Origin of the sequence: Agrobacterium sp. CMT1 (assembly GCF_037203725.1) — a bacterium.
In the GTDB taxonomy this organism is placed as follows: domain Bacteria; phylum Pseudomonadota; class Alphaproteobacteria; order Rhizobiales; family Rhizobiaceae; genus Agrobacterium; species Agrobacterium pusense.
Genome location: NZ_JBBCAR010000018.1, coordinates 255939 through 275513, shown reverse-complemented (window position 1 = coordinate 275513; position 19575 = coordinate 255939). Strand labels below are relative to the sequence as shown.

General features: G+C 59.2%; 22 protein-coding genes. 18 read left to right on the top strand and 4 right to left on the bottom strand.

All coding sequences use genetic code 11. The annotated features are described in order from the left end of the window. The first annotated feature begins 32 nt into the window (after nt 1-32). The 3 genes from cobA (at nt 33) to WA845_RS22465 (ending at nt 3581) form a co-directional block, all read left to right on the top strand. Nucleotides 33-821 (top strand): uroporphyrinogen-III C-methyltransferase, encoded by a 789-nt coding sequence (gene cobA, locus WA845_RS22475; protein WP_112553084.1) that lies wholly within the window; start codon nt 33-35, stop codon nt 819-821. After that, nucleotides 818-2134 (top strand): cobyrinate a,c-diamide synthase, encoded by a 1317-nt coding sequence (locus WA845_RS22470; RefSeq protein ID WP_112553086.1) that lies wholly within the window; start codon nt 818-820, stop codon nt 2132-2134. Before cobA ends, WA845_RS22470 begins: the two co-directional genes overlap by 4 nt. A gap of 199 nt (nt 2135-2333) precedes the next feature. Further along, nucleotides 2334-3581 (top strand): cytochrome c peroxidase, encoded by a 1248-nt coding sequence (locus WA845_RS22465; protein WP_112553088.1) that lies wholly within the window; start codon nt 2334-2336, stop codon nt 3579-3581. Here the strand turns inward: WA845_RS22465 and leuB are convergent. From leuB to WA845_RS22450, 3 genes are all read right to left on the bottom strand, one after another. Continuing rightward, nucleotides 3562-4674, bottom strand: coding sequence for a 3-isopropylmalate dehydrogenase (gene leuB / locus WA845_RS22460; RefSeq protein WP_022557015.1), 1113 nt, complete (start codon nt 4672-4674; stop codon nt 3562-3564). The two genes, WA845_RS22465 and leuB, sit on opposite strands and share 20 nt — an antisense overlap. Before the next feature lie 271 nt (nt 4675-4945). Beyond that, nucleotides 4946-5551: a 3-isopropylmalate dehydratase small subunit gene (gene leuD / locus WA845_RS22455; protein ID WP_006698323.1), complete on the bottom strand. Its 606-nt coding sequence runs from the start codon at nt 5549-5551 to the stop codon at nt 4946-4948. A 161-nt stretch (nt 5552-5712) separates the two neighbouring features. Then, a complete protein-coding gene (locus WA845_RS22450) occupies nt 5713-5943 on the bottom strand; it encodes a hypothetical protein (protein WP_112553090.1) in 231 nt (76 codons plus the stop codon). Between the two features lie 110 nt (nt 5944-6053). On the opposite strand from WA845_RS22450, the gene WA845_RS22445 reads away from it, so the two are divergent. Together WA845_RS22445 and WA845_RS22440 are read left to right on the top strand one after the other, a co-directional pair. Further along, a complete protein-coding gene (locus tag WA845_RS22445; protein ID WP_035208012.1) occupies nt 6054-6965 on the top strand; it encodes an HpcH/HpaI aldolase/citrate lyase family protein in 912 nt (303 codons plus the stop codon). Beyond that, nucleotides 6962-7168 (top strand): DUF1737 domain-containing protein, encoded by a 207-nt coding sequence (locus tag WA845_RS22440; protein ID WP_003505258.1) that lies wholly within the window; start codon nt 6962-6964, stop codon nt 7166-7168. Before WA845_RS22445 ends, WA845_RS22440 begins: the two co-directional genes overlap by 4 nt. Before the next feature lie 19 nt (nt 7169-7187). On the opposite strand, the gene WA845_RS22435 is transcribed toward WA845_RS22440, so the two are convergent. Beyond that, a complete protein-coding gene (locus tag WA845_RS22435) occupies nt 7188-7628 on the bottom strand; it encodes a metallopeptidase family protein (protein ID WP_003520258.1) in 441 nt (146 codons plus the stop codon). A gap of 332 nt (nt 7629-7960) precedes the next feature. On the opposite strand from WA845_RS22435, the gene rplU reads away from it, so the two are divergent. The 13 genes from rplU (at nt 7961) to WA845_RS22370 (ending at nt 19575) form a co-directional block, all read left to right on the top strand. After that, nucleotides 7961-8275, top strand: coding sequence for a 50S ribosomal protein L21 (rplU, locus tag WA845_RS22430; RefSeq protein ID WP_003492690.1), 315 nt, complete (start codon nt 7961-7963; stop codon nt 8273-8275). A gap of 40 nt (nt 8276-8315) precedes the next feature. Continuing rightward, nucleotides 8316-8585, top strand: a complete 270-nt coding sequence (rpmA, locus tag WA845_RS22425) for a 50S ribosomal protein L27 (RefSeq protein WP_004444127.1) — start codon at nt 8316-8318, stop codon at nt 8583-8585. Between the two features lie 131 nt (nt 8586-8716). Next, nucleotides 8717-9349: a GNAT family N-acetyltransferase gene (locus WA845_RS22420; RefSeq protein WP_004444125.1), complete on the top strand. Its 633-nt coding sequence runs from the start codon at nt 8717-8719 to the stop codon at nt 9347-9349. Beyond that, nucleotides 9346-9939 carry a GNAT family N-acetyltransferase gene (locus WA845_RS22415; protein ID WP_112553092.1) on the top strand — a complete coding sequence of 198 codons (594 nt, stop codon included), beginning with the start codon at nt 9346-9348 and terminating at the stop codon, nt 9937-9939. The genes WA845_RS22420 and WA845_RS22415 overlap by 4 nt, the downstream gene beginning before the upstream one ends. Nucleotides 9940-10108: 169 nt before the next feature. Continuing rightward, entirely contained in the window at nt 10109-11176 is a 1068-nt protein-coding gene (obgE, locus tag WA845_RS22410) for a GTPase ObgE (RefSeq protein WP_004444121.1), read from the top strand. Then, the gene (proB, locus tag WA845_RS22405) at nt 11173-12342 is read left to right on the top strand and encodes a glutamate 5-kinase (RefSeq protein ID WP_006698318.1); all 1170 of its coding nucleotides are present in this window, start codon (nt 11173-11175) and stop codon (nt 12340-12342) included. The genes obgE and proB overlap by 4 nt, the downstream gene beginning before the upstream one ends. Continuing rightward, on the top strand, nt 12335-13621 hold the full coding sequence (locus WA845_RS22400) for a glutamate-5-semialdehyde dehydrogenase (RefSeq protein ID WP_162719093.1): 1287 nt from the start codon (nt 12335-12337) through the stop codon (nt 13619-13621). Before proB ends, WA845_RS22400 begins: the two co-directional genes overlap by 8 nt. A 42-nt stretch (nt 13622-13663) precedes the next feature. After that, nucleotides 13664-14248, top strand: a complete 585-nt coding sequence (locus tag WA845_RS22395) for a nicotinate-nucleotide adenylyltransferase (RefSeq protein WP_077987177.1) — start codon at nt 13664-13666, stop codon at nt 14246-14248. Between the two features lie 114 nt (nt 14249-14362). Next, the gene (gene rsfS / locus WA845_RS22390; protein WP_112553094.1) at nt 14363-14806 is read left to right on the top strand and encodes a ribosome silencing factor; all 444 of its coding nucleotides are present in this window, start codon (nt 14363-14365) and stop codon (nt 14804-14806) included. A gap of 157 nt (nt 14807-14963) precedes the next feature. Then, nucleotides 14964-15446, top strand: coding sequence for a 23S rRNA (pseudouridine(1915)-N(3))-methyltransferase RlmH (rlmH, locus tag WA845_RS22385; protein ID WP_004444109.1), 483 nt, complete (start codon nt 14964-14966; stop codon nt 15444-15446). A 157-nt stretch (nt 15447-15603) separates the two neighbouring features. Next, complete coding sequence (locus WA845_RS22380; protein WP_034500115.1) at nt 15604-17001, top strand: murein hydrolase activator EnvC family protein; 1398 nt, start codon at nt 15604-15606, stop codon at nt 16999-17001. Then, a complete protein-coding gene (locus WA845_RS22375) occupies nt 16991-18319 on the top strand; it encodes a S41 family peptidase (RefSeq protein ID WP_004444102.1) in 1329 nt (442 codons plus the stop codon). The genes WA845_RS22380 and WA845_RS22375 overlap by 11 nt, the downstream gene beginning before the upstream one ends. A 62-nt stretch (nt 18320-18381) precedes the next feature. Then, nucleotides 18382-19575, top strand: a complete 1194-nt coding sequence (locus tag WA845_RS22370) for a divergent polysaccharide deacetylase family protein (RefSeq protein WP_042936056.1) — start codon at nt 18382-18384, stop codon at nt 19573-19575.

Genomic DNA, 19575 nt, shown 5'->3' with positions numbered 1-19575 from the left:
TTTTCCGTCATCGTTAAAAAGCAGCCAAGAGAATGTCGATACCGCAGATTTTGAACAGTATTGCCGCAAAAAGTCCGGCCTTCGAAGCGGGGCACGTCTGGCTCGCGGGCGCAGGGCCGGGCGATGTGCGTTATCTGACGCTCGAAGTGGCGCTGGCACTCTCCCAGGCCGAGATCATCGTGCGTGATGCGCTGGTGAGTGACGATGTCGTGGCGCTCGGTCCCCAGGCGGAGATCGTCTTTGCCGGCAAGCGCGGTGGCAAGCCCTCTGCGACGCAGGACGATATTACCGCCTCGCTGATCGATTTCGCCCGGCAGGGAAAAAAGGTGCTGCGGCTGAAGGGCGGCGATCCCTTCATTTTTGGCCGTGGCGGCGAAGAAGCGGAGGCGCTGGTCCGTGCCGGCGTTCCGTTTCGCATATTGCCGGGCATGACATCTTCGCTGGCGGCGCTGGCTTCTGCGCGTATTCCAGCCACGATGCGTGGGATCAGTCGCGCCGTGACGCTCGCCACCGGTCATGCGGCTGGCACGGAGGAGGACCTGGACTGGCTGGCGCTGGCAAAAACACAGGAGCCCATCGTCGTTTATATGGGTCTGAAGAATATCGGCGCGATTGCAAAGCTTCTGATGCAGGGCGGACGTGCGTCAACGACGCCGGTCGCTGTCATCATGTCGGCGACAACTGAACAAGAGCGCATTTTTATTAGCAAGCTGGAAAGTATAGCTGGCGATGCAATGCGGGAAGATTTCGAAGCGCCGGCCTTGATCGTCATCGGAGAGATTGTGTCGATGCGCGAGCGGCTGGGAGTTTCGCAGGCATGACGGCGCGGGCGATCATCATCGGCGCGCCGCGCTCGGGATCCGGCAAGACCAGCGTGACCATCGGCCTGCTGCGGGCTTTCGCCAGACGCGGCATCAAGGTACGCGGCATCAAGACGGGACCAGATTACATAGACCCGGGTTTCCATGCCTTCGCCACCGGCTCATCAGGTCTTAATCTGGATAGCTGGGCAATGAGGCCAGAGCTGCTGCGGCACCTGTTTTCACAGCACACGCAGGACGCCGATCTCATTCTGATCGAGAGCGCGATGGGCCTGTTCGACGGCATTCCGGTGGCGGAAAACCGTACCGGTTCGGCTGCGGATCTGGCACGGCTATTCGGCATTCCCGTGCTGCTGGTCCTCGATGTGTCCGGTCAGTCGCAGACCGCCGCCGCCGTTGCTCACGGTTTTGCCCATTACGATCCCGCCGTAACCATGGCGGCGGTGGTGCTGAACCGGGCCGGCAGCGAAAGGCACAGGCTCCTGTGTACGGAAGCCATCGAAAAAATCGGATTGCGGGTTGCCGGATGCGTGCTGCGCGATCCCTCCCTCATCCTGCCGGAACGTCACCTGGGTCTCGTGCAGGCGAGCGAACATCCGGAAATCGATGCTCATATCGAAAGGCTCGCGGACGCGATGGAAAAATCCATCGATCTCGATGCCGTGTTGTCACTTGCTGCACCGGTCGAGCTGCCTCCGGGTTCGAAAGCAGCAGCCATCGCGCCGCCCGGCCAGCGCATTGCGCTGGCGGAAGATGCAGCTTTCACCTTCCTTTACCCGCATCTCAAGAAGCACTGGCATGCATCCGGCGCCGAAATCGTGCCTTTTTCTCCGCTCGCCGATGAGGCTCCGGATGGGAGCTGTGATATCTGCTGGCTGCCCGGCGGGTATCCCGAGCTTTTTGCCGGAAAACTCGCGAATGCCGCTGTTTTCAAGGCCGGCATTACCCGCTTTGCCGCGACAAAGCCCGTGCATGGCGAGTGCGGTGGTTACATGGTGATGGGGGCGGCGCTGGAGGATGCCGATGGGGTGACCCATGCCATGACAGGTCTGTTGTCGCATGCCACCAGCTTTGCCACGCGCAAGATGAATCTCGGCTACCGGCAGGCAACAATTGCGGTGAATGGTCCGCTCGGATCGGCAGGGGAAGTTCTGCGCGGCCATGAATTCCATTATGCGCGGGTCATCGACCCCGGCCAAGACGCGCCTTTTGCTGAGATAGCCGACGGGCAGGGTCGCCCGCTCGGGCCATCGGGCGGCAGGCGAGGCCTCGTTTCGGGCACGTTTTTCCACGCCATTGCCCGGGGCGTTTGATCCCGGTGCGGCAAAGTGGAGCAAGCTGTGAAAGTTTGTAGGCTCCGACCGTTAGAAAGTGTTATAGGGTCCTCTCAGAGGGCATGGAAAGACGGAAATACTTCCGGCGCTCCATGTTCCGTGAAGTCCGGGCCGGAAGCCGTTCTGTCTGCCGCGGCCCGGATCTGCTATCGCGCATTTATCTCGAGCGTGCCTACCGATGATGAAACCCGGATTTTTTCTCTCCGCCGCTCTGGCTGCATCCGTTCTGCTCGCTCCTTTCGGTGTCGGGTTCGATGGTGTGGCTGCTCATGGCGGCGAAGATTATGCGACGTTGGAAAAGCTCGGCGCGGCGCTCTTTGACGATCCCAATCTTTCCATGAACCGAACGATGGCCTGTTCCACCTGCCATATGCAGGCGGCCGGTTTTTCCGATGGACGGGAAAACGACAAGGTTGGGCGCGATGTTTCGCTCGGCGATGACGGTTTCTCACTGGGCGACCGCAACGCGCCGACCGCGGCCTACGCCCGGTTCTCACCGCCTTTCGGCAGGAATGCGGCGGGAGAGTATGTGGGTGGCCAGTTCTGGGACGGCCGCGCCTCGCTGCTGGAGGATCAGGCAGGTGGACCGCCGCTCAACCCCGTCGAAATGGGTATGCCGGACAAGCCCTCGGTCGTGAAGCGACTCAAGGAGAATCCGGATTATGTCGCGGCGTTCGGCACGCAGTTTGGCAAGGATGTTTTTGAGAACGACGACACCGCCTATGCCGCAATGACGAAGGCGCTGGCGAGCTTTGAGCGATCGGACGAGTTCTCGACCTTCGATTCCAAATATGACCGCTTCCTGCGTGGCGAGGAAAAGCTGACTGATCAGGAAGAGCTGGGGCGGGTTCTTATCTCCTCGACGCAATTCACCAATTGCAATACCTGCCACGAAATCCGGGGCGCCAAGGGTCTGGAAGACGGCCTCTTCACCAACCACAAATATTTCAACATCGGTGTGCCCGCCAATACACCTGTCCGGGCCGTAAATGGCTCGAAGCCGGGCGCAGTCGATCTCGGTCTTGCGCAGAATCCGATCGTCGCCGGTGATCCGGCTGAGCGCGGCAAATTCAAGGTGCCGACGCTGCGCAACGTCGCCGTGACCGGCCCTTACATGCACAATGGCGTGTTCAAGGATCTGCGCACGGTCGTGCTGTTTTACGTGAAATATAAGAGCAAGAAGCCGAGCCGTCAGATCAATCCTGAAACCGGCAGAGCCTGGGACGCGCCTGAGGTGCCTGAGAATATCGCCATGGCGGAACTGACATCAGCGCCGGCGCTGGACGACAAGCGGGTCGACGCCATTGTCGCCTTTCTGAAGACACTGACCGACAGGCGCTACGAGCATCTTCTTACGAAGGAAAACGGGCAGACGGCTATGTCGCCTGCCCAGCCTGTATCAAGCCTTACGCCGAAAGCGCCTTGAATTCGGCAAGAACCGCATCACCCATTTCGGACGTGCCGACCTGGCGGCTGCCTTCTGCCATGATGTCGGCGGTGCGGATGCCCTTGTCGAGCACGTTTGCAATCGCTGTCTCGAGTTTAGTTGCCTCATCCACCATGTTGAACGAGTAGCGAAGGCACATGGCGAAGGACGCGATCATCGCGATGGGGTTGGCGATGCCCTTGCCGGCAATGTCAGGCGCCGAGCCGTGGACCGGCTCGTACATCGCCTTGCGTTTGCCGGTCTTGGCGTCCGGTGCGCCAAGCGAGGCAGAAGGCAGCATGCCAAGCGAGCCAGTGAGCATGGCGGCGACGTCGGAAAGCATGTCGCCGAAGAGATTGTCGGTGACGATAACGTCGAACTGCTTGGGTTTGCGCACCAGCTGCATGCCGCCGGCATCCGCCAGCATATGCTCCAGCTGAACATCCCTGTACTTTGCAGCATGGGTTTCGGTGACCACCTGGTTCCACAGCACGCCCGACTTCATCACGTTGCGCTTTTCCATCGAGCAGACGCGGTTGTCGCGGGTGCGGGCCAGCTCGAAAGCGACACTCGCGATACGCTCGATCTCGAAGGTGTCATAGATCTGGGTGTCGATACCGCGCTTCTGGCCGTTGCCGAGGTCGATGATCTGCTTTGGTTCACCGAAATAAACGCCGCCCGTCAGCTCGCGAACGATGAGGATATCGAGACCTTCGACAAGTTCCGGCTTCAGGGAGGAAGCGGCGGCGAGTGCCGGGTAGCAGATGGCGGGGCGCAGATTGGCGAAAAGTTCAAGATCCTTGCGCAGGCGAAGAAGGCCGGCTTCCGGGCGATGCTCATAGGGAACGCCATCCCATTTCGGGCCGCCGACGGCGCCGAACAGGATAGCATCGGCGGCGAGCGCCTTTTCCATGTCCGCATCGGAAATCGCAACACCATGGGCGTCATAGGCGGAACCCCCGACCAAGCCTTCGGAGACTGTGAAACCGGCACCTTTAGCGCTGTTCATATAGTCGATCAGCTTGCGGACTTCGGCCATGGCCTCAGGGCCGATACCATCACCGGGCAGAAGGAAAAGCGAACGGACTGTCATAGGAACCCTCCTTGGGCGGCGCGCCGGAAAACATCCAGAAGGGTTTTTCGATGGCGGCGAGCACGGCGTCAAACTCGTTCCGTCCTGCATTTGCAAAGTCTTATTGCAGCCGGACGGGATCGGGGGCTTCTTATCTCTGCCTCAGGGGCTTTTCAAGCAAAGCAAAAGCCGATCCGGTACGGTTTTGTACGGGATCGGCTTTTTAGTCTTTTACCTTGACGCATTTTCCTGACGGGCCCGCTTGTGCGAATGCCCGACGTAGAAAGTGGGATCAGGCCCAGGGCCGCGCGGAGGCGTTGGTCTTTTCGAAGGTATCGATTGCGCCGCGATGTTCCAGCGTCAGGCCAATATCGTCGAGGCCATTCAGCATGCAGTGACGCTTGAACTCATCGATTTCAAAACTGATCGTACCGCCGTCGGGACCGCTGATCTCCTGACGTTCAAGATCGATGGAAAGAACGGCGTTTGATCCGCGCGATGCGTCGTCCAGCAGTTTTTCCAGGTTCTCGGGGCTGACGACAACCGGAAGAATGCCGTTCTTGAAACAGTTATTGTAAAAAATATCCGCAAAGCTGGTGGAGATCACGCAGCGGATGCCAAAATCGAGCAGCGCCCAGGGTGCGTGTTCGCGCGATGAGCCGCAGCCGAAATTATCGCCAGCGACGAGGATCTGGGCGTTCTGGTAGGCGGGCTTGTTCAGCACGAAATCGGGATTGGGCGAACCGTCTTCGAGATACCGGGATTCAGCAAAAAGGCCCTTGCCGAGACCGGTGCGCTTGATGGTCTTCAGATAATCTTTCGGAATGATCATATCCGTGTCGATATTGACGACCGGCATGGGCGCGGCAACGCCTGTCAGCTTGGTGAATTTTTCCATCTGTCGCTTCCCGTGTTTCCCTGAACAAAATCTGGCGCTGGCTAAAGCCGGCCGGAGTTAACTGGGGAAATACTGCAAAAAGGGTCGCTTTAGAAGCGCAAACCCGCATTCATCGGTACGCCTTGCGCGCACCGCCGGTGCTTTTTCCGAATTCATCGACCTCAGAGATCGATAATCGTACCCTTGCCGTCGTTCCAGACGCGCATGTCGCGCTGACTGCGGGGCTTCACAGGGATCGGAGCTGGCTTCAGACGCACGGACAGGAGGCGGGCTGCGCTAAGGACCGCGAGCACGCCAATGAAAGCGACCGTAAGCGACGCCGTGAAAAGAGCGGCCATGGCCAGAATTGCAATGCCGGATGCGGCGATGAAAAACGAACGTATGCCTTGCATGATCCAAACCTTTCTTTCCAGACGAATGTGGGCCTTCTTCTTCCGGCTTGCAAGAGGATTCAGTGGATTGTCGGCTTGCAGATGTCACAAAAGCTTGACACAAGTGCGGCATGGTCAGTTTTTCCGAAAATATTCCTGTCCGACCGCGCCGTTCGCTGCTTTCTGTCCCCGCGATCAACGTCCGGGCGCTGGAAAAAATTCGCGATCTCGATTGTGACGGGGTGATCCTCGATCTGGAAGATTCGGTAGCGCCCGACATGAAGGGCAAGGCGCGGGAGAATCTGAAAACCTTGTTTTCGGAAGCCCCTTTTTTCGGCGGCGAGACCATTATTCGCATCAATCCCCTCTCCACACCTGAGGGGAAGGCGGATCTGCAGCTTGTTCTTTCCTGTCGGCCGAACGCAGTCCTGCTGCCGAAGGTGGAACAGCCGGCGGATATCAATGACGTGGCTGATCTTCTGGCCGAAGCAGATGCGCCCGAAGCCCTGAAAATCTGGGCGATGATCGAGACGCCGCTCGGTGTCCTGAACGCCGCCTCGATTGCAGACGCGGCCCACACGCCGGATGCACGGCTGGCGGCTTTTGTCATCGGGCTGAACGACCTCCGCAAGGAAACGCGCGTTCCAGCGCTGACAGACCGCATGTATCTCGTACCCTGGATGATGCAGGTTGTGCTTGCCGCCCGTGCGTACCGTCTGGAAGTCATCGACAGCGTTTCAAACGACTTTCGTGACATCGAGGCCTTCGAAGCTGAATGCGAACAGGGGCGCGCCATGGGGTTCGATGGCAAGATGCTGATCCATCCTGCTCAGATCGAGCCGGCTAACCGGCGTTTCGCCCCGGACGAGACTGCGGTCGCGGAAGCGCGTGAGATCATTGCGGCTTTCGCAAAACCGGAATATGCGAAATTGAATGTCATCAACATGAATGGTCGGATGATAGAACGGCTGCATGTAAACCAGGCCGAAAGGCTGGTCGCCATGGCCGATATCATCGCACAAAGAAAGGCAAATAAGACGTGAAGGTCTATCGTTTCATCACCGGACCGGACGACGCGAAATTCTGTCACCGGGTTACCGAGGCGCTGAACAAAGGCTGGGAACTCGCGGGTTCGCCAAGCTATGCCTTTAATGCGGCAAGTGGCGTCATGCATTGCGGCCAGGCCGTGACCAAGGTGGTCGAGGGCAAGGAATACCATCCCGACATGAAGCTCGGCGAGCAGTAAGCAGTCATGGCCGCCCCGATCAGCGATCGGCGGCGGCCTCGTCGGCGCTTTCTTCGATCCGCTCCATGTCGTCATCAGACAGGCCGAAATGATGGCCAATCTCGTGGATGAGGACATGAGTGATGATATCACCCAGTGTTTCCTCGTTCTCGGCCCAGTAGTCTAGAATGGGACGTCGATAAAGCGTGATACGGTTTACCATCTCGCCCGTTTCCATGGTGAAACGTTCGGAGATGCCCCGGCCCTCGAAAAGCCCCAGGAGATCGAAAGGGGTTTCGAGTGCCATGTCTTCGAAGACATCGTCGGTCGGGAAATCGGCGATCTCGATGATGAGATCTTTCGTCAGTGCGCGAAATTCTTCCGGCAGGTGGCCATAGGCCTCGATCGCAAGCGATTCGAAGGCGGAAAGTGTCGGCGCATGGCGGTCCCGCCAATCGTCGGTCTGGTCTATGCGGGCCATTTCTGCTCCTTGTTGGAAGGCCCATATAAACACTTGCTGGGCAAATTTCGAGACCTGACTGCCGCGCCTGCCGAAAAAGCATGAAATTCTTGGCGTTACAGTTACTTTCAAGCCGTCTTCATCTTGACATAAACCGGCGTCTCGCGTAATCGGCACCCAAATTGATGGCGTAGTGCGCCTTCTTTTAAATACCGCCCCCAAAAAGGCGGCTTCACCGGCAGACATTCAAAGGGACATCCTGTCCCGACGGGTTTCTACCAAATTCCGACTGATAAAAAGACGGCCAGCTTGCGTAGGCGGGCAGAGCCGGAACGAACATGAAAGGATAAAAAATGTTCGCAGTCATCAAGACCGGCGGTAAGCAGTACCGCGTAGCGGCCGACGCCGTGCTGACCATCGAAAAGCTGGAAGCAGAGGCAGGCGCAACTGTAGAATTCACCGAAGTTCTCGTTGTTGGCGAAGGTGCCGACGCCAAGTTCGGTGCTCCCTTCGTCAAGGGTGCCATCGTAAAGGCAGAAGTTGTCGAGCACAACCGCGGCAAGAAGGTCATCGCCTTCAAGAAGCGTCGTCGTCAGAACTCCAAGCGTTCGCGCGGCCATCGTCAGCATCACACTGTCGTCCGCATCACGGACATCGTTGCTGCCTGATCGGCACGACACGGGAAACAAGGTTTAAAGGAGAACTCCAATGGCACACAAAAAAGCTGGCGGTTCCTCGCGTAACGGTCGCGATTCCGAATCCAAGCGCCTTGGCGTAAAGAAGTTCGGCGGCGAAGCTGTCATTCCAGGCAACATTATTCTGCGTCAGCGCGGCACGCAGTGGCATCCCGGCGCCAATGTTGGCATGGGCAAAGACCACACGATTTTCGCACTGACCGCAGGTAACGTGAACTTCCGTACGAAGGCCAATGGCCGCGTATTCGTATCCGTGGCACCGAAAGCGGAAGCCGCAGAATAAGCCGGTAAGCGTCATATGCAGCCGGTGTCCCATCGACCCGGCTGAGGCGTATCAGGTTCAGTCAAGAAAACAGGGGAGATGGGGCACCACCCAACTCCCCTTTTTCTTTAACCCCAAGGAGGGACTGAACCATGCAAGCTGAATTGTTGAGGGTTGACCAATCACGGTCACCCGAGGAACGGCCGAGGCCCGATCGGTCGAGGAGCGATTGCCCCGTTTTACTGTCGCAGAGGCTGGTTTTGCGCAAGCCTCACGAAGAAGACATCGACGCCCTTGCCCATCTTGCCAACAATGCCAATATCGCGACCATGGTATCGCGTATGCCGCACCCCTACACGGCCAAAGACGCCGCGGATTTTGTGCGACGCTCCAAAGCTGGCGAGATTGGCAAGTGCGTCTATGCGATTACCCGCATGGACAATGGCGAGTTTCTGGGCTGCTGCGCGCTCGAACCCCAGGAAGACGAAAAGACGCTGGAGATCGGTTACTGGCTGGGGGAACCCTACTGGAACCGGGGATACATGACCGAAGCGGCGCATGCGCTAATCGACATGGCCTTTCGCACGCGTGAAATCGACCAGATCGATGCCCGTTGCCGGGTCACCAACATCCCGTCGCGCCGTGTCATCCAGAAGTGCGGTTTCCAGTTCCAGGGCTCCGGCATGGTCGGTTCGCTGGCGCTCGGTGGCATGGTGCCGGTCGAATGGTACAGGCTGGACCGCAAGACCTGGGTTTCGCTGAAGAGCTGGGGGGACATGGGATGAGCACGCTCGAACTGAGCCGCCGCCGGGCGGCCCCTGCGATAGCGCCACCAGGCCCCTGCCCCGTCATCGAGACATCGCGTCTGGTGCTGCGCCCACAGCGCCTTTCCGATGCCGGCAGCATTGCGGAATCGCTTGGCGATTTTGCGGTAACGAAAATGCTGGCCCGCGTTCCCGCGCCTTACCACAAGCAGGATGCGCTGGAGTGGCTGGTGTTGCGCACCTCCGGCACCCTGCCTGACTGGGATTTCGCCATCACCAGCGGTGACGACACGCTGATTGGCGTCGTCTCGGTGGAATTGCGGCATGGCGAGTGGCATTTGGGCTACTGGCTCAACCGCTTCTACTGGGGCAAGGGTTACATAACCGAGGCGGTGGCCGCCGTCGTCGAGCGGTTCTTTCGCCGCATGCCGGGAGTGACCCTTCACTCCGGCGTGTTTGCGGATAACCCCGCCTCGCTGCGTGTGCAGGAGAAGCTCGGCTTCCGGGTGACCGGTTGTCACCAGATCTACGCCACGGCGCGTGCCGCCATGGTGGCGCATATCGACACGATGGTCACGGCTGAAGATTTCATTAAGCCGCATCGCATTTGAGGAGCATTACAAGGCCGGTTTGATCCAGACCGGCCTTGTCTCGCGCATGAGCTTCCCGCACGATAGTCTTTGACCTTGTGAAGAAGCGCTTGTATTCGAAACGACGATATTTTTGTTTGGCGCAGCACGATTGGTTGTTGTGCCCGCAAACCGACAGAACGGCAGTCCGATGAAATTTCTCGATGAAGCAAAAGTCTATATCAAGTCCGGTGATGGCGGCGCGGGTGCCGTGTCGTTCCGGCGTGAAAAATTCATCGAATTCGGCGGCCCTGATGGTGGCGATGGCGGACGCGGCGGCGACGTCTGGGTTGAGGTGGTCAACGGTCTCAACACGCTGATCGACTTCCGTTTCCAGCAGCATTTCAAGGCCTCGATCGGCCAGCACGGCATGGGCAAGACCCGCACCGGCGCCAAGGGTTCCGACGTGGTGCTGCGGGTGCCTGTTGGCACGCAGATTTTTGAGGAAGACAACGAGACGCTGATCGTAGACCTCACCAAGGAGGGCCAGCGCTTTCGCCTGGCCGCGGGCGGCAATGGGGGTTTCGGCAATGCCTATTTCAAGTCATCCACCAATCAGGCGCCCACTCATGCCAATCCGGGTCTTCCGGGTGAAGAAAAGACGGTCTGGCTTCGTTTGAAGCTGATTGCCGACGCTGGTCTCGTTGGCCTGCCTAATGCGGGCAAGTCTACATTCCTTGCAACCGTGACGCGCGCGCGGCCAAAGATTGCCAACTATCCGTTCACGACGCTGCATCCGAACCTTGGTGTCGCGACCATCGATGGCCGTGAATTCGTGCTGGCCGATATTCCCGGATTGATTGAAGGCGCGCATGAGGGGGTCGGCATCGGTGACCGTTTCCTCGGCCATGTCGAGCGCACCCGCGTGCTTCTGCATCTCGTTTCCGCGCAGGAAGAGAAGGTCGGCAAGGCCTACAAGACCGTCAAAGCTGAACTCGATGCCTATGGTGGCGGACTGACAGACAAGCCGGAAATCGTCGCGCTGTCACAGATCGACGTGCTGGATGAAAAGGAACTGAAAAAGAAGGCCAAGGAACTGGAAAAGGCCTGCGGCCGTCCGCCGCTTCTTCTGTCCGCTGCCGCGCATATCGGCATGACGGAAGCCCTTCGCGCCCTTCGCGACATCATCGTGTCGGCAAGCAATGGCGGCGAAACCGCCCTTCCCGATCGGTCCATGCCGCATGAGAGCGAGGTCGAGGAAGAGGACGACCGCCTATGAGCCTGACGCGCAAGCCGCTGGGCAGCCACCACCAGATCGTCATCAAGATCGGATCGGCGCTTCTGGTGGACCGCAAAAGCGGCCTGAAGAAAGACTGGTTGGATGCCATCTGCGAAGACATCGCGGCGCTGAAGAAAAACGGTGCGGATGTTCAGGTGGTGTCTTCGGGCGCTATCGCTCTTGGCCGCACCGTGCTCGGCCTGCCTTCGGGCGCGTTGAAGCTGGAAGAAAGCCAGGCGGCGGCGGCTGTCGGCCAGATTGCGCTGGCGCGGGCATGGTCGGAAAGCCTGTCGCGGCATGACATTGTTGCCGGCCAGATTTTGCTGACGCTCTCCGACACCGAAGAGCGTCGCCGTTATCTCAATGCGCGCGCCACCATCAACCAGCTTCTGAAGATCGGCGCTATTCCGATCATCAATGAAAACGACACGGTTGCGACTACCGAAATTCGTTATGGCGATAATGATCGTCTGGCGGCGCGCGTGGCGACCATGACGGGCGCCGATTTGCTGGTTCTGCTGTCGGATATTGACGGCTTGTACACAGCTCCGCCGCATCTCGATCCAGACGCCAAATTCCTTGACACGATTGCGGACATCACCCCCGAAATCGAAGCCATGGCGGGCGGTGCAGCTTCCGAGCTTTCGCGCGGCGGCATGCGCACCAAGATCGATGCGGGCAAGATTGCCACCGCTGCCGGCTGTGGCATGATCATCGCGTCAGGCAAGACGCTCAATCCGCTCAAGGCCATCGAAAACGGTGCGCGCTCCTCATGGTTCGCGCCATCCGGAACCCCGGTGACGGCACGCAAGACCTGGATTGCCGGGCAGTTGCAGCCCGCTGGCGAAATCCATGTGGATGCCGGCGCGGAAAAGGCCCTTTATGCCGGTAAAAGCCTGCTTCCCGCTGGCGTGCGGCAGGTCAAGGGCAATTTCGGGCGCGGCGATGCCGTTGCCATCATCGGCTCGGAAGGCCGTGAGGTCGCGCGCGGTCTCGCGGGTTACGATGCGGAAGAGGCACGTCTCATCATCGGCCACAAGTCCAATGAGATCGAGGCGATCCTCGGTTATGTCGGACGGGCGGCGATGATCCATCGCGACGACCTCGTCATGACCGGGGCCGCCGTGAAAGTTAAGAGTGCAGAGAAGGATGAGGTCCATGCCTGAACAGGCCGTGAAGCAGAGCCATGATATTGACGCGCTGATGATGACCATCGGCGCTCAGGCGAAAGCTGCTTCACGACCGTTGTCCATCGCTGGCGCGGACCAGAAGAACCGTGCGCTGCTTGCCATGGCCTCCGCCATTGAAGCCTCGAAAGAGGCGATCCTTGCTGCTAACCGCAAAGATCTAGCCGCGGCGGATCAGGCTGGTCTTGTGCCCTCCTTCATCGACAGGCTGACGCTCAATGATGACCGGATTGCCGGTATCGCTGAAGGCATTCGTTCCGTCGCGGCGCTGCCCGATCCGGTCGGCGAAGTCATCGCCGCATGGGACAGGCCCAATGGCCTGAAGATCGAGCGCGTGCGCACGCCGCTTGGCGTCATCGGTGTGATTTATGAAAGCCGCCCGAACGTGACGGCGGATGCCGGCGCGCTATGTCTCAAGGCGGGTAATGCCGTGATCCTGCGCGGCGGCTCGGATTCGCAACATTCATCGCGTGCTATCCATGCCTGCCTCGTGGAAGGTCTGAAGATCGCGGGTCTTCCCGAGCATGCCATTCAACTGGTACCGGTGACCGACCGCGCCGCCGTCGGCGCGCTTCTCAGCGGCCTGAATGGCACGGTTGACGTTATCGTGCCGCGCGGCGGCAAGAGCCTCGTGGCCCGGGTACAGTCGGAGGCCCGCGTGCCGGTTTTCGCGCATCTTGAGGGGATTTGCCACATCTACGTCGATAAATCCGCTGATCTCGACATGGCGAAACGCATCGTCGTCAACGCCAAAATGCGCCGTACCGGCATTTGCGGGGCGGCCGAAACGCTGCTGGTGGATGCTGCTGCCGTTTCCACCCATTTGCAGCCGCTCGTCAAGGCTCTGATGGAAGTCGGTTGTGAAGTGCGCGGTTCGCAGGCCGTACGCGAAGTGATGGCGGGTCTCGCGCCGGCAACGGAGGAGGACTGGTGCACCGAATATCTCGATGCAATCATTTCGGTCGCCGTGGTGGATGGCATCTCCGGTGCGATCGAACATATCGGCACCTACTCTTCCAACCATACCGAGGCCGTTATCGCCGAGGATGCCGAGGTGGTGGCGCGATTCTTCAACGAACTTGATTCAGCCATTCTGCTGCACAATGCCTCGACCCAATTTGCCGATGGCGGTGAATTCGGCATGGGCGCTGAAATCGGCATCGCCACCGGCAAGATGCATGCGCGAGGCCCCGTCGGCGTCGAGCAGCTTACCTCGTTCAAATACCGTGTGCACGGCACCGGCCAGACACGGACCTGATATTTGCCGGCCGATAAGCGCCTCGACAGACGTTATCTCACCATGCCGCATGTGGAGCGCGGCATGGTTGTCGGGCTGTTCGGCGGTTCTTTTAATCCGCCGCATGCCGGTCACGCGCTTGTTGCAGAGATTGCGCTGCGCAGGCTCGGTCTCGATCAGCTGTGGTGGATGGTGACGCCAGGCAATCCGTTGAAAAGCCGCTCAGAGCTGGCCTCTCTCGAAGATCGCATCGCTGCCTGCGAAAAGCTCGTTCACGATCCTCGCATCAAGGTCACGGCTTTCGAAAAATCGCTAGGCATAAGCTATACCGCTAATACGCTCGCCAAGGTGAAGGCGAAAAATCCGCACGTGCGCTTCATCTGGATTATGGGTGCCGATAATCTCAAGAGTTTCCATCACTGGCAGAAATGGCGCACGATTGCTGAGACTTTCCCGATTGCGGTGATCGACAGGCCGGGTTCGACGCTTTCCTACCTCTCCTCCACCATGGCGCAGGCCTTCAGCCAGGCGCGGATCGATGAGGACGATGCCGGTGTTTTATGGAAAAAACCAGCGCCCGCCTGGGTTTTCATTCATGGACCGCGTTCCACGCTCAGCTCCACTGCGCTACGTAACGGCCGCAAATGACACGGCCGATCACAAATGATGTATGTGGCCGCCGTCGAAGGCTCCATATCTTGAAAAGTTAATGCTTTGATGCCACCTTCATTGTGTGACGCAGAGAATCGCGTCGCATAGTGCCTGTTTTGTCATTCTTGGAAAGGAAAACCTCTGACAACAGTACACGCCAAGGGAAGAGCATTCGTTGCTATCCCGAAGGGCCAGGACAGTGGCGCCGATGCCGCCGGCCATGCCCTCGACACCGTCCTCGCGAGCCTCGAGGACTCCAAGGCTGAAGATATCGTCTCTCTCAACATTGCCGGAAAATCGGCGCTTGCGGACTACATGGTTGTGGTGTCCGGGCGGTCGAACAGGCATGTCTCGGCGATTTGCGAGCATCTTCTCAAAGACATGAAGGATGAAGGGTTCGGAAACGCCCGTGTCGAAGGTCTTGAGACCGGCGACTGGGTGCTCATCGATACCGGCGATATCATCGTTCATGTGTTCCGACCGGAAATCCGCGCTTTCTACAACATCGAAAAAATGTGGGCGACGCCGGACATACCGGAAGAGACGTTGCATTGATGCGGTGAGCCTTTGAGCGAAGGCATCGTTTTTGCCGAAGATCGCCTGTGACTTCGGAGCGATGCTTCTGGCCGGAAATCAGGTCGGCCGCATAGGAATCCGCGCGCTATGCTGTTAAGAGCGTGGCCTATCGGGCTACGACACGTGCAGGTTTGCGATGCGGATTTCAATTTTTGCGGTGGGACGGCTGAAATCCGGCCCCGAAAAGGATCTTGCGACCCGTTATATCGAGCGCCTCGCCAAGACTGGCCCGGCGGTCGGGCTGGAATTTTCGCGGGTCATCGAAGTCGCGGAAAGTCGTGCATCAAACGCAGAAACCCGCAAGCGCGAAGAGGCGGCGATGCTGGAAAAGCATCTTTCCGATGGCGCAGTGCTCATCTTACTCGATGAGCGTGGCAAGGCGCTCGACAGCCCGGCCTTCGCGTCCTTTTTCGGTGATCTGCGCGACAGCGGCAAGCGCGAACTTGTTATCGCCATCGGCGGGGCCGATGGTCTCGATCCCGGCCTTTATGACAGGGCGACAGCCGTTCTCAATCTCGGCAAACTGACATGGCCGCATCAGATTGTCCGCATCCTGATTGCCGAGCAGCTTTACCGCGCCGTTACCATCCTATCCGGTCACCCCTATCACCGGGTATGACGCGTGGACGGATGCGGGTGCCGTCGCAATTTCAACATGAAGCTCGGCGACACGGCTGACATGTGGATGGTCGTCGGCCGCCTTAAAGGCCTCTTGGAAGATCGCGGTAAAATCCCTAATATCGGCGCTCCCCGCTTCGGCATCAAAGAAAGTTCAGATGGACAAGAAGTCTCCAGGAAAACGGCACGCGGCCCTTGCGGGCGCGGTTCTCGCTGCTTTCGTTGTGGGGATCGGTCCGACCTATTCGCGCGATGATGCAGGCGCAGTTCCCACGGAGAATGGCGATTTATCTCCAGATGAGTTGCAGTCGCTGGAGAAGCGTCGTGACCAGAACCGTCAGGATCTGGAGGAGCTGGTCGACAGTATCGGACTTTCCGAGGACAAAACAAGGAAGCTCGAGGAGAGCATTGCATCCCTCAATCAGGACAGCGCCCGTATCCGGGAAGAGCTGATTGCGTCGGCTGCGAGACGCAAGGCGCTGGAAACCAAGATCAGCGATGGTGAGGATCGCCTGGCCAAGCTTTCGGTGCGCGAGGACGGCGTCAAGGCGTCTCTACGGGAGAGGCGCGGTGTACTGGCTGAGGTTCTGGCCGCGTTGCAGCGCATGGGCAGAAATCCGCCGCCCGCCCTGCTCGTTTCGCCGGAGGATGCACTTGCTTCCGTTCGCAGCGCCATTCTTCTTGGCGCCGTTGTGCCCGGCATTCGCGGTGAAACGGACAAGCTGGTCGCCGCTCTCAAAGAATTGACCGATCTCAGACAGGCAATCGCTCGCGAAAAGGACGATCTTACGGGTATGATGACGGCAAGTCTTGAAGAGGAAAAACGCCTCGACCTGCTGATTGCCGAAAACGACCGCAAGAATTCCCAGACGGCGGCGGAGCTGGAGGCGGAGCGCAAGCGGTCCGAAGAACTTGCGAGCAAGGCGACGAGTCTTGAAGGGCTGGTCAGTTCGCTTGAAGGCGAAATTACCTCGGTACGGGAGGCGATGGAAAAGGCGCGTGCGGAAGAGCAGCGTCTGGCCCGTCTTTCGGAGGCGGAACGCGAAAAGCAGCGCGCCGCGGCCGAGGCTGGAATGCCCGATAAAAACCGTATTGCGCCCGCATATCCCTTCGCGAGTTTGAAGGGAAAGCTGGAGTTTCCGGTGGCGGGCGAAGTGCTGCGGCGCTTCGGCGATGCGGATGGTACGGGCCATTTTTCCAAAGGAGTTGTCGTCGCGAGCGGCCCGGAGGCCATCGTGACGGCGCCTGCGGACGGTTTCGTGGTATTTGCCGGCGATTTTCGCAGCTACGGTCGCATGGTCATCCTCAATACCGGCGATGGGTATCACGTGGTCATGACGGGCATGGATAATGTAAGAACCCGGCAGGGCATGTTCGTGTTCTCCGGAGAGCCGATCGCCTCCATGGGGGCAAAAAGAGTAGCGAGTGCAGCAGCATTGGCGCTGGAAACCGACAGGCCAACGCTCTACATTGAGTTCAGGAAAGATGGTGTACCGGTTGATTCCCAACCGTGGTGGACCGCAAAAAATACCGGAAGGGCGCACAATGATTCGTAAGGTTTCGCTTCTCCTTATCGGTGGGCTTATGGGCGCCACGGCGATGAGCGTGATTTATTCGGCGAGCATGCCGGCACAGGCGGCCGGGCCTTCGACCTATAAGGAGCTGTCGATCTTTGGCGACGTGTTCGAACGCGTGCGTGCGCAATATGTGACGCCGCCGGATGACGAGAAGCTGGTGGAAAATGCCATTAATGGCATGCTCAGCTCGCTCGACCCGCATTCAAGCTTCATGAATGCGAAGGACGCCAACGACATGCGCACCCAGACCAAGGGTGAGTTCGGCGGCCTCGGCATTGAAGTGACGATGGAAAACGAACTGGTCAAAGTCATCTCTCCGATGGATGATACGCCAGCATCCCGCGCGGGCATTCTTGCCGGCGACTTCATCTCCGAAATCGATGGTACGCCGGTTCGCGGACTGAAGCTGGAGCAGGCGGTCGAAAAGATGCGCGGCGCAGTCAAGACGCCCATCAAGCTGACCGTCATCCGCCAGGGCGCCGACAAGCCGCTTGAAATTACCGTTGTGCGCGACGTGATTGCCGTTCGCGCGGTCAAGTCGCGTGTCGAGGGCGATAATGTCGGTTATTTGCGCGTCATCTCCTTTACCGAGAAGACCTACGACGATCTCGAAAAGGCGATCAAGAAGATCAAGGCGGATGTTCCTGCCGACAAGCTGAAGGGTTACGTGCTCGACCTGCGCCTCAACCCGGGCGGTCTGCTCGATCAGGCGATCAATGTCTCCGACGCCTTCCTTGAGCGTGGTGAGGTCGTTTCAACCCGTGGCCGTAACCCCGACGAGACCCGCCGCTTCAACGCAACGGCCGGCGATCTGACCGACGGCAAGCCGGTGATCGTGCTCGTCAACGGCGGTTCGGCTTCGGCGTCTGAGATCGTTGCCGGCGCTCTGCAGGATTTGCGTCGCGCGACCGTTGTCGGCACGCGCTCCTTCGGCAAGGGTTCGGTTCAGACGATCATTCCGCTCGGCGAGGCCGGTGCGCTGCGTCTGACCACCGCGCTCTATTACACGCCGTCTGGCAAATCGATCCAGGGAACAGGTATCGAGCCCGATATCAAGGTAGAGCAGCCTTTGCCCCCGGAATTGCAGGGTCGCGTCACGGCAGAGGGCGAATCCAGCCTCTCCGGGCACATCAAGGGTCAGAGCGAAACGGACGAAGGTTCGGGTTCTTCGGCCTATGTTCCGCCGGAGGCCAAGGACGACATCCAGCTTAACTATGCGCTTGACCTGTTGCGTGGCGTCAAGACGGATCCGTCTTTCCCGCCCAACCCGGAAAAGGCTGTGGTCAACAAGCAATAAGAGCGTTGTGCCGGCTTCCGGCACTCCATCTCGATTGACAAACCCTCTGGACGGATCGTTCATTGCCTTCGGACCTGCGAAAACCGCTTCTGGGTCGTCAGAAAAAAAGCGCCGGTATCAACCGGCGCTTTTCCGTCATTATGGTTCTGGCGGCGCTTGCAGTTCTTTCCATCGGCGGACTGTCAGTCTATACGGCGCTCTCGCCCGGCAATCTGCAGAGGACGGCGACCGGGCCGGACCTTGAACTGACGCCTGCGCAAAACAAAGCTGAACCATCCGTACCGGACGGGGAGGCCGAAACGGCTGGTCTGCAACCGGAAAGTGGCCGATCTGGCGCGAACATCAATCGTGCGACCATGCCCGATGGTAATGTTGTCTCAGTCTATTCTCCTCGGCCCCGTGATAATGACGGGCCTGTGTTGATGAGCGGCCAGACCTATGGCCAGGACCCGCGGATGGCCACGCGGCCCAACGAGGAATTGCTCGAGGATACGGCCTTTGGCAGGTTGCCAGTGGTGGGCGCCGACGGATTGCGGCCGATGGAGCAATATGCGCGGCCCTGGTCGGGAGCGCGGGGCACGCGGGTGGCGATCGTGGTCGGTGGTCTCGGCCTCAGCCAGACAGGCTCGCAAAAGGCGATACGGGAACTGCCGCCGGAGGTGACGCTTGGCTTTGCCGCCAGCGGCAACAGCCTTCAACGCTGGATGCAGGAAGCACGCCGTGAGGGGCACGAAATTCTTCTCCAGATACCGCTGGAGCCCTTTGGTTATCCCGGCACCAATCCCGGCCCGGATACATTGATTGCCGCCGATCCCGCCAAGGTAAACCTCGACCGGCTGCATCGATCCATGGCCAAAATCACCAATTATACCGGCATCATGAATTATCTCGGCGGGCGCTTTCTCGCCGAGCAGGCGGCGCTGGAGCCGGTGATGCGTGATATCGGCAAACGTGGTCTGCTATTTCTGGACGATGGTTCGTCAGCGCAGTCCCTGAGTGGCGGGATTGCAAAGGCCATCTCTGCCCCCCAGGGTTTTGCCGATATTCTGCTTGATGGCGAAGTGACCGAAGCTTCCATCTTGCGGAAGTTGGACGAATTGGAGCGGGTCGCGCGCCGCAATGGTCAGGCGATCGGGGTGGCTTCTGCTTTTGATGAAAGCATTGCGGCGATCTCGCGGTGGTCCCGGGAGGCGGCGGGCCGCGGTATCGAGATCGTCGGCGTTTCCGCCCTTGTTTCGGAGCCGGCGGGGCAGTAA

What these genes read in the sequence shown, in the direction of transcription:
- rplU (WP_003492690.1), top strand. Translation starts at nt 7,961, where the DNA reads ATGTTCGCAGTCATCAAGACCGGCGGTAAGCAGTACCGCGTAGCGGCC.
- obgE (WP_004444121.1), top strand. Translation starts at nt 10,109, where the DNA reads ATGAAATTTCTCGATGAAGCAAAAGTCTATATCAAGTCCGGTGATGGC.
- WA845_RS22445 (WP_035208012.1), top strand. Translation starts at nt 6,054, where the DNA reads ATGGTCAGTTTTTCCGAAAATATTCCTGTCCGACCGCGCCGTTCGCTG.
- WA845_RS22470 (WP_112553086.1), top strand. Translation starts at nt 818, where the DNA reads ATGACGGCGCGGGCGATCATCATCGGCGCGCCGCGCTCGGGATCCGGC.
- leuB (WP_022557015.1), bottom strand. Translation starts at nt 4,674, where the DNA reads ATGACAGTCCGTTCGCTTTTCCTTCTGCCCGGTGATGGTATCGGCCCT.
- WA845_RS22380 (WP_034500115.1), top strand. Translation starts at nt 15,604, where the DNA reads ATGGACAAGAAGTCTCCAGGAAAACGGCACGCGGCCCTTGCGGGCGCG.
- WA845_RS22420 (WP_004444125.1), top strand. Translation starts at nt 8,717, where the DNA reads ATGCAAGCTGAATTGTTGAGGGTTGACCAATCACGGTCACCCGAGGAA.
- WA845_RS22435 (WP_003520258.1), bottom strand. Translation starts at nt 7,628, where the DNA reads ATGGCCCGCATAGACCAGACCGACGATTGGCGGGACCGCCATGCGCCG.
- WA845_RS22395 (WP_077987177.1), top strand. Translation starts at nt 13,664, where the DNA reads ATGCCGCATGTGGAGCGCGGCATGGTTGTCGGGCTGTTCGGCGGTTCT.
- rlmH (WP_004444109.1), top strand. Translation starts at nt 14,964, where the DNA reads ATGCGGATTTCAATTTTTGCGGTGGGACGGCTGAAATCCGGCCCCGAA.
- WA845_RS22375 (WP_004444102.1), top strand. Translation starts at nt 16,991, where the DNA reads ATGATTCGTAAGGTTTCGCTTCTCCTTATCGGTGGGCTTATGGGCGCC.
- WA845_RS22465 (WP_112553088.1), top strand. Translation starts at nt 2,334, where the DNA reads ATGATGAAACCCGGATTTTTTCTCTCCGCCGCTCTGGCTGCATCCGTT.
- WA845_RS22415 (WP_112553092.1), top strand. Translation starts at nt 9,346, where the DNA reads ATGAGCACGCTCGAACTGAGCCGCCGCCGGGCGGCCCCTGCGATAGCG.
- WA845_RS22450 (WP_112553090.1), bottom strand. Translation starts at nt 5,943, where the DNA reads ATGCAAGGCATACGTTCGTTTTTCATCGCCGCATCCGGCATTGCAATT.
- rpmA (WP_004444127.1), top strand. Translation starts at nt 8,316, where the DNA reads ATGGCACACAAAAAAGCTGGCGGTTCCTCGCGTAACGGTCGCGATTCC.
- leuD (WP_006698323.1), bottom strand. Translation starts at nt 5,551, where the DNA reads ATGGAAAAATTCACCAAGCTGACAGGCGTTGCCGCGCCCATGCCGGTC.
- cobA (WP_112553084.1), top strand. Translation starts at nt 33, where the DNA reads ATGTCGATACCGCAGATTTTGAACAGTATTGCCGCAAAAAGTCCGGCC.
- proB (WP_006698318.1), top strand. Translation starts at nt 11,173, where the DNA reads ATGAGCCTGACGCGCAAGCCGCTGGGCAGCCACCACCAGATCGTCATC.
- WA845_RS22400 (WP_162719093.1), top strand. Translation starts at nt 12,335, where the DNA reads ATGCCTGAACAGGCCGTGAAGCAGAGCCATGATATTGACGCGCTGATG.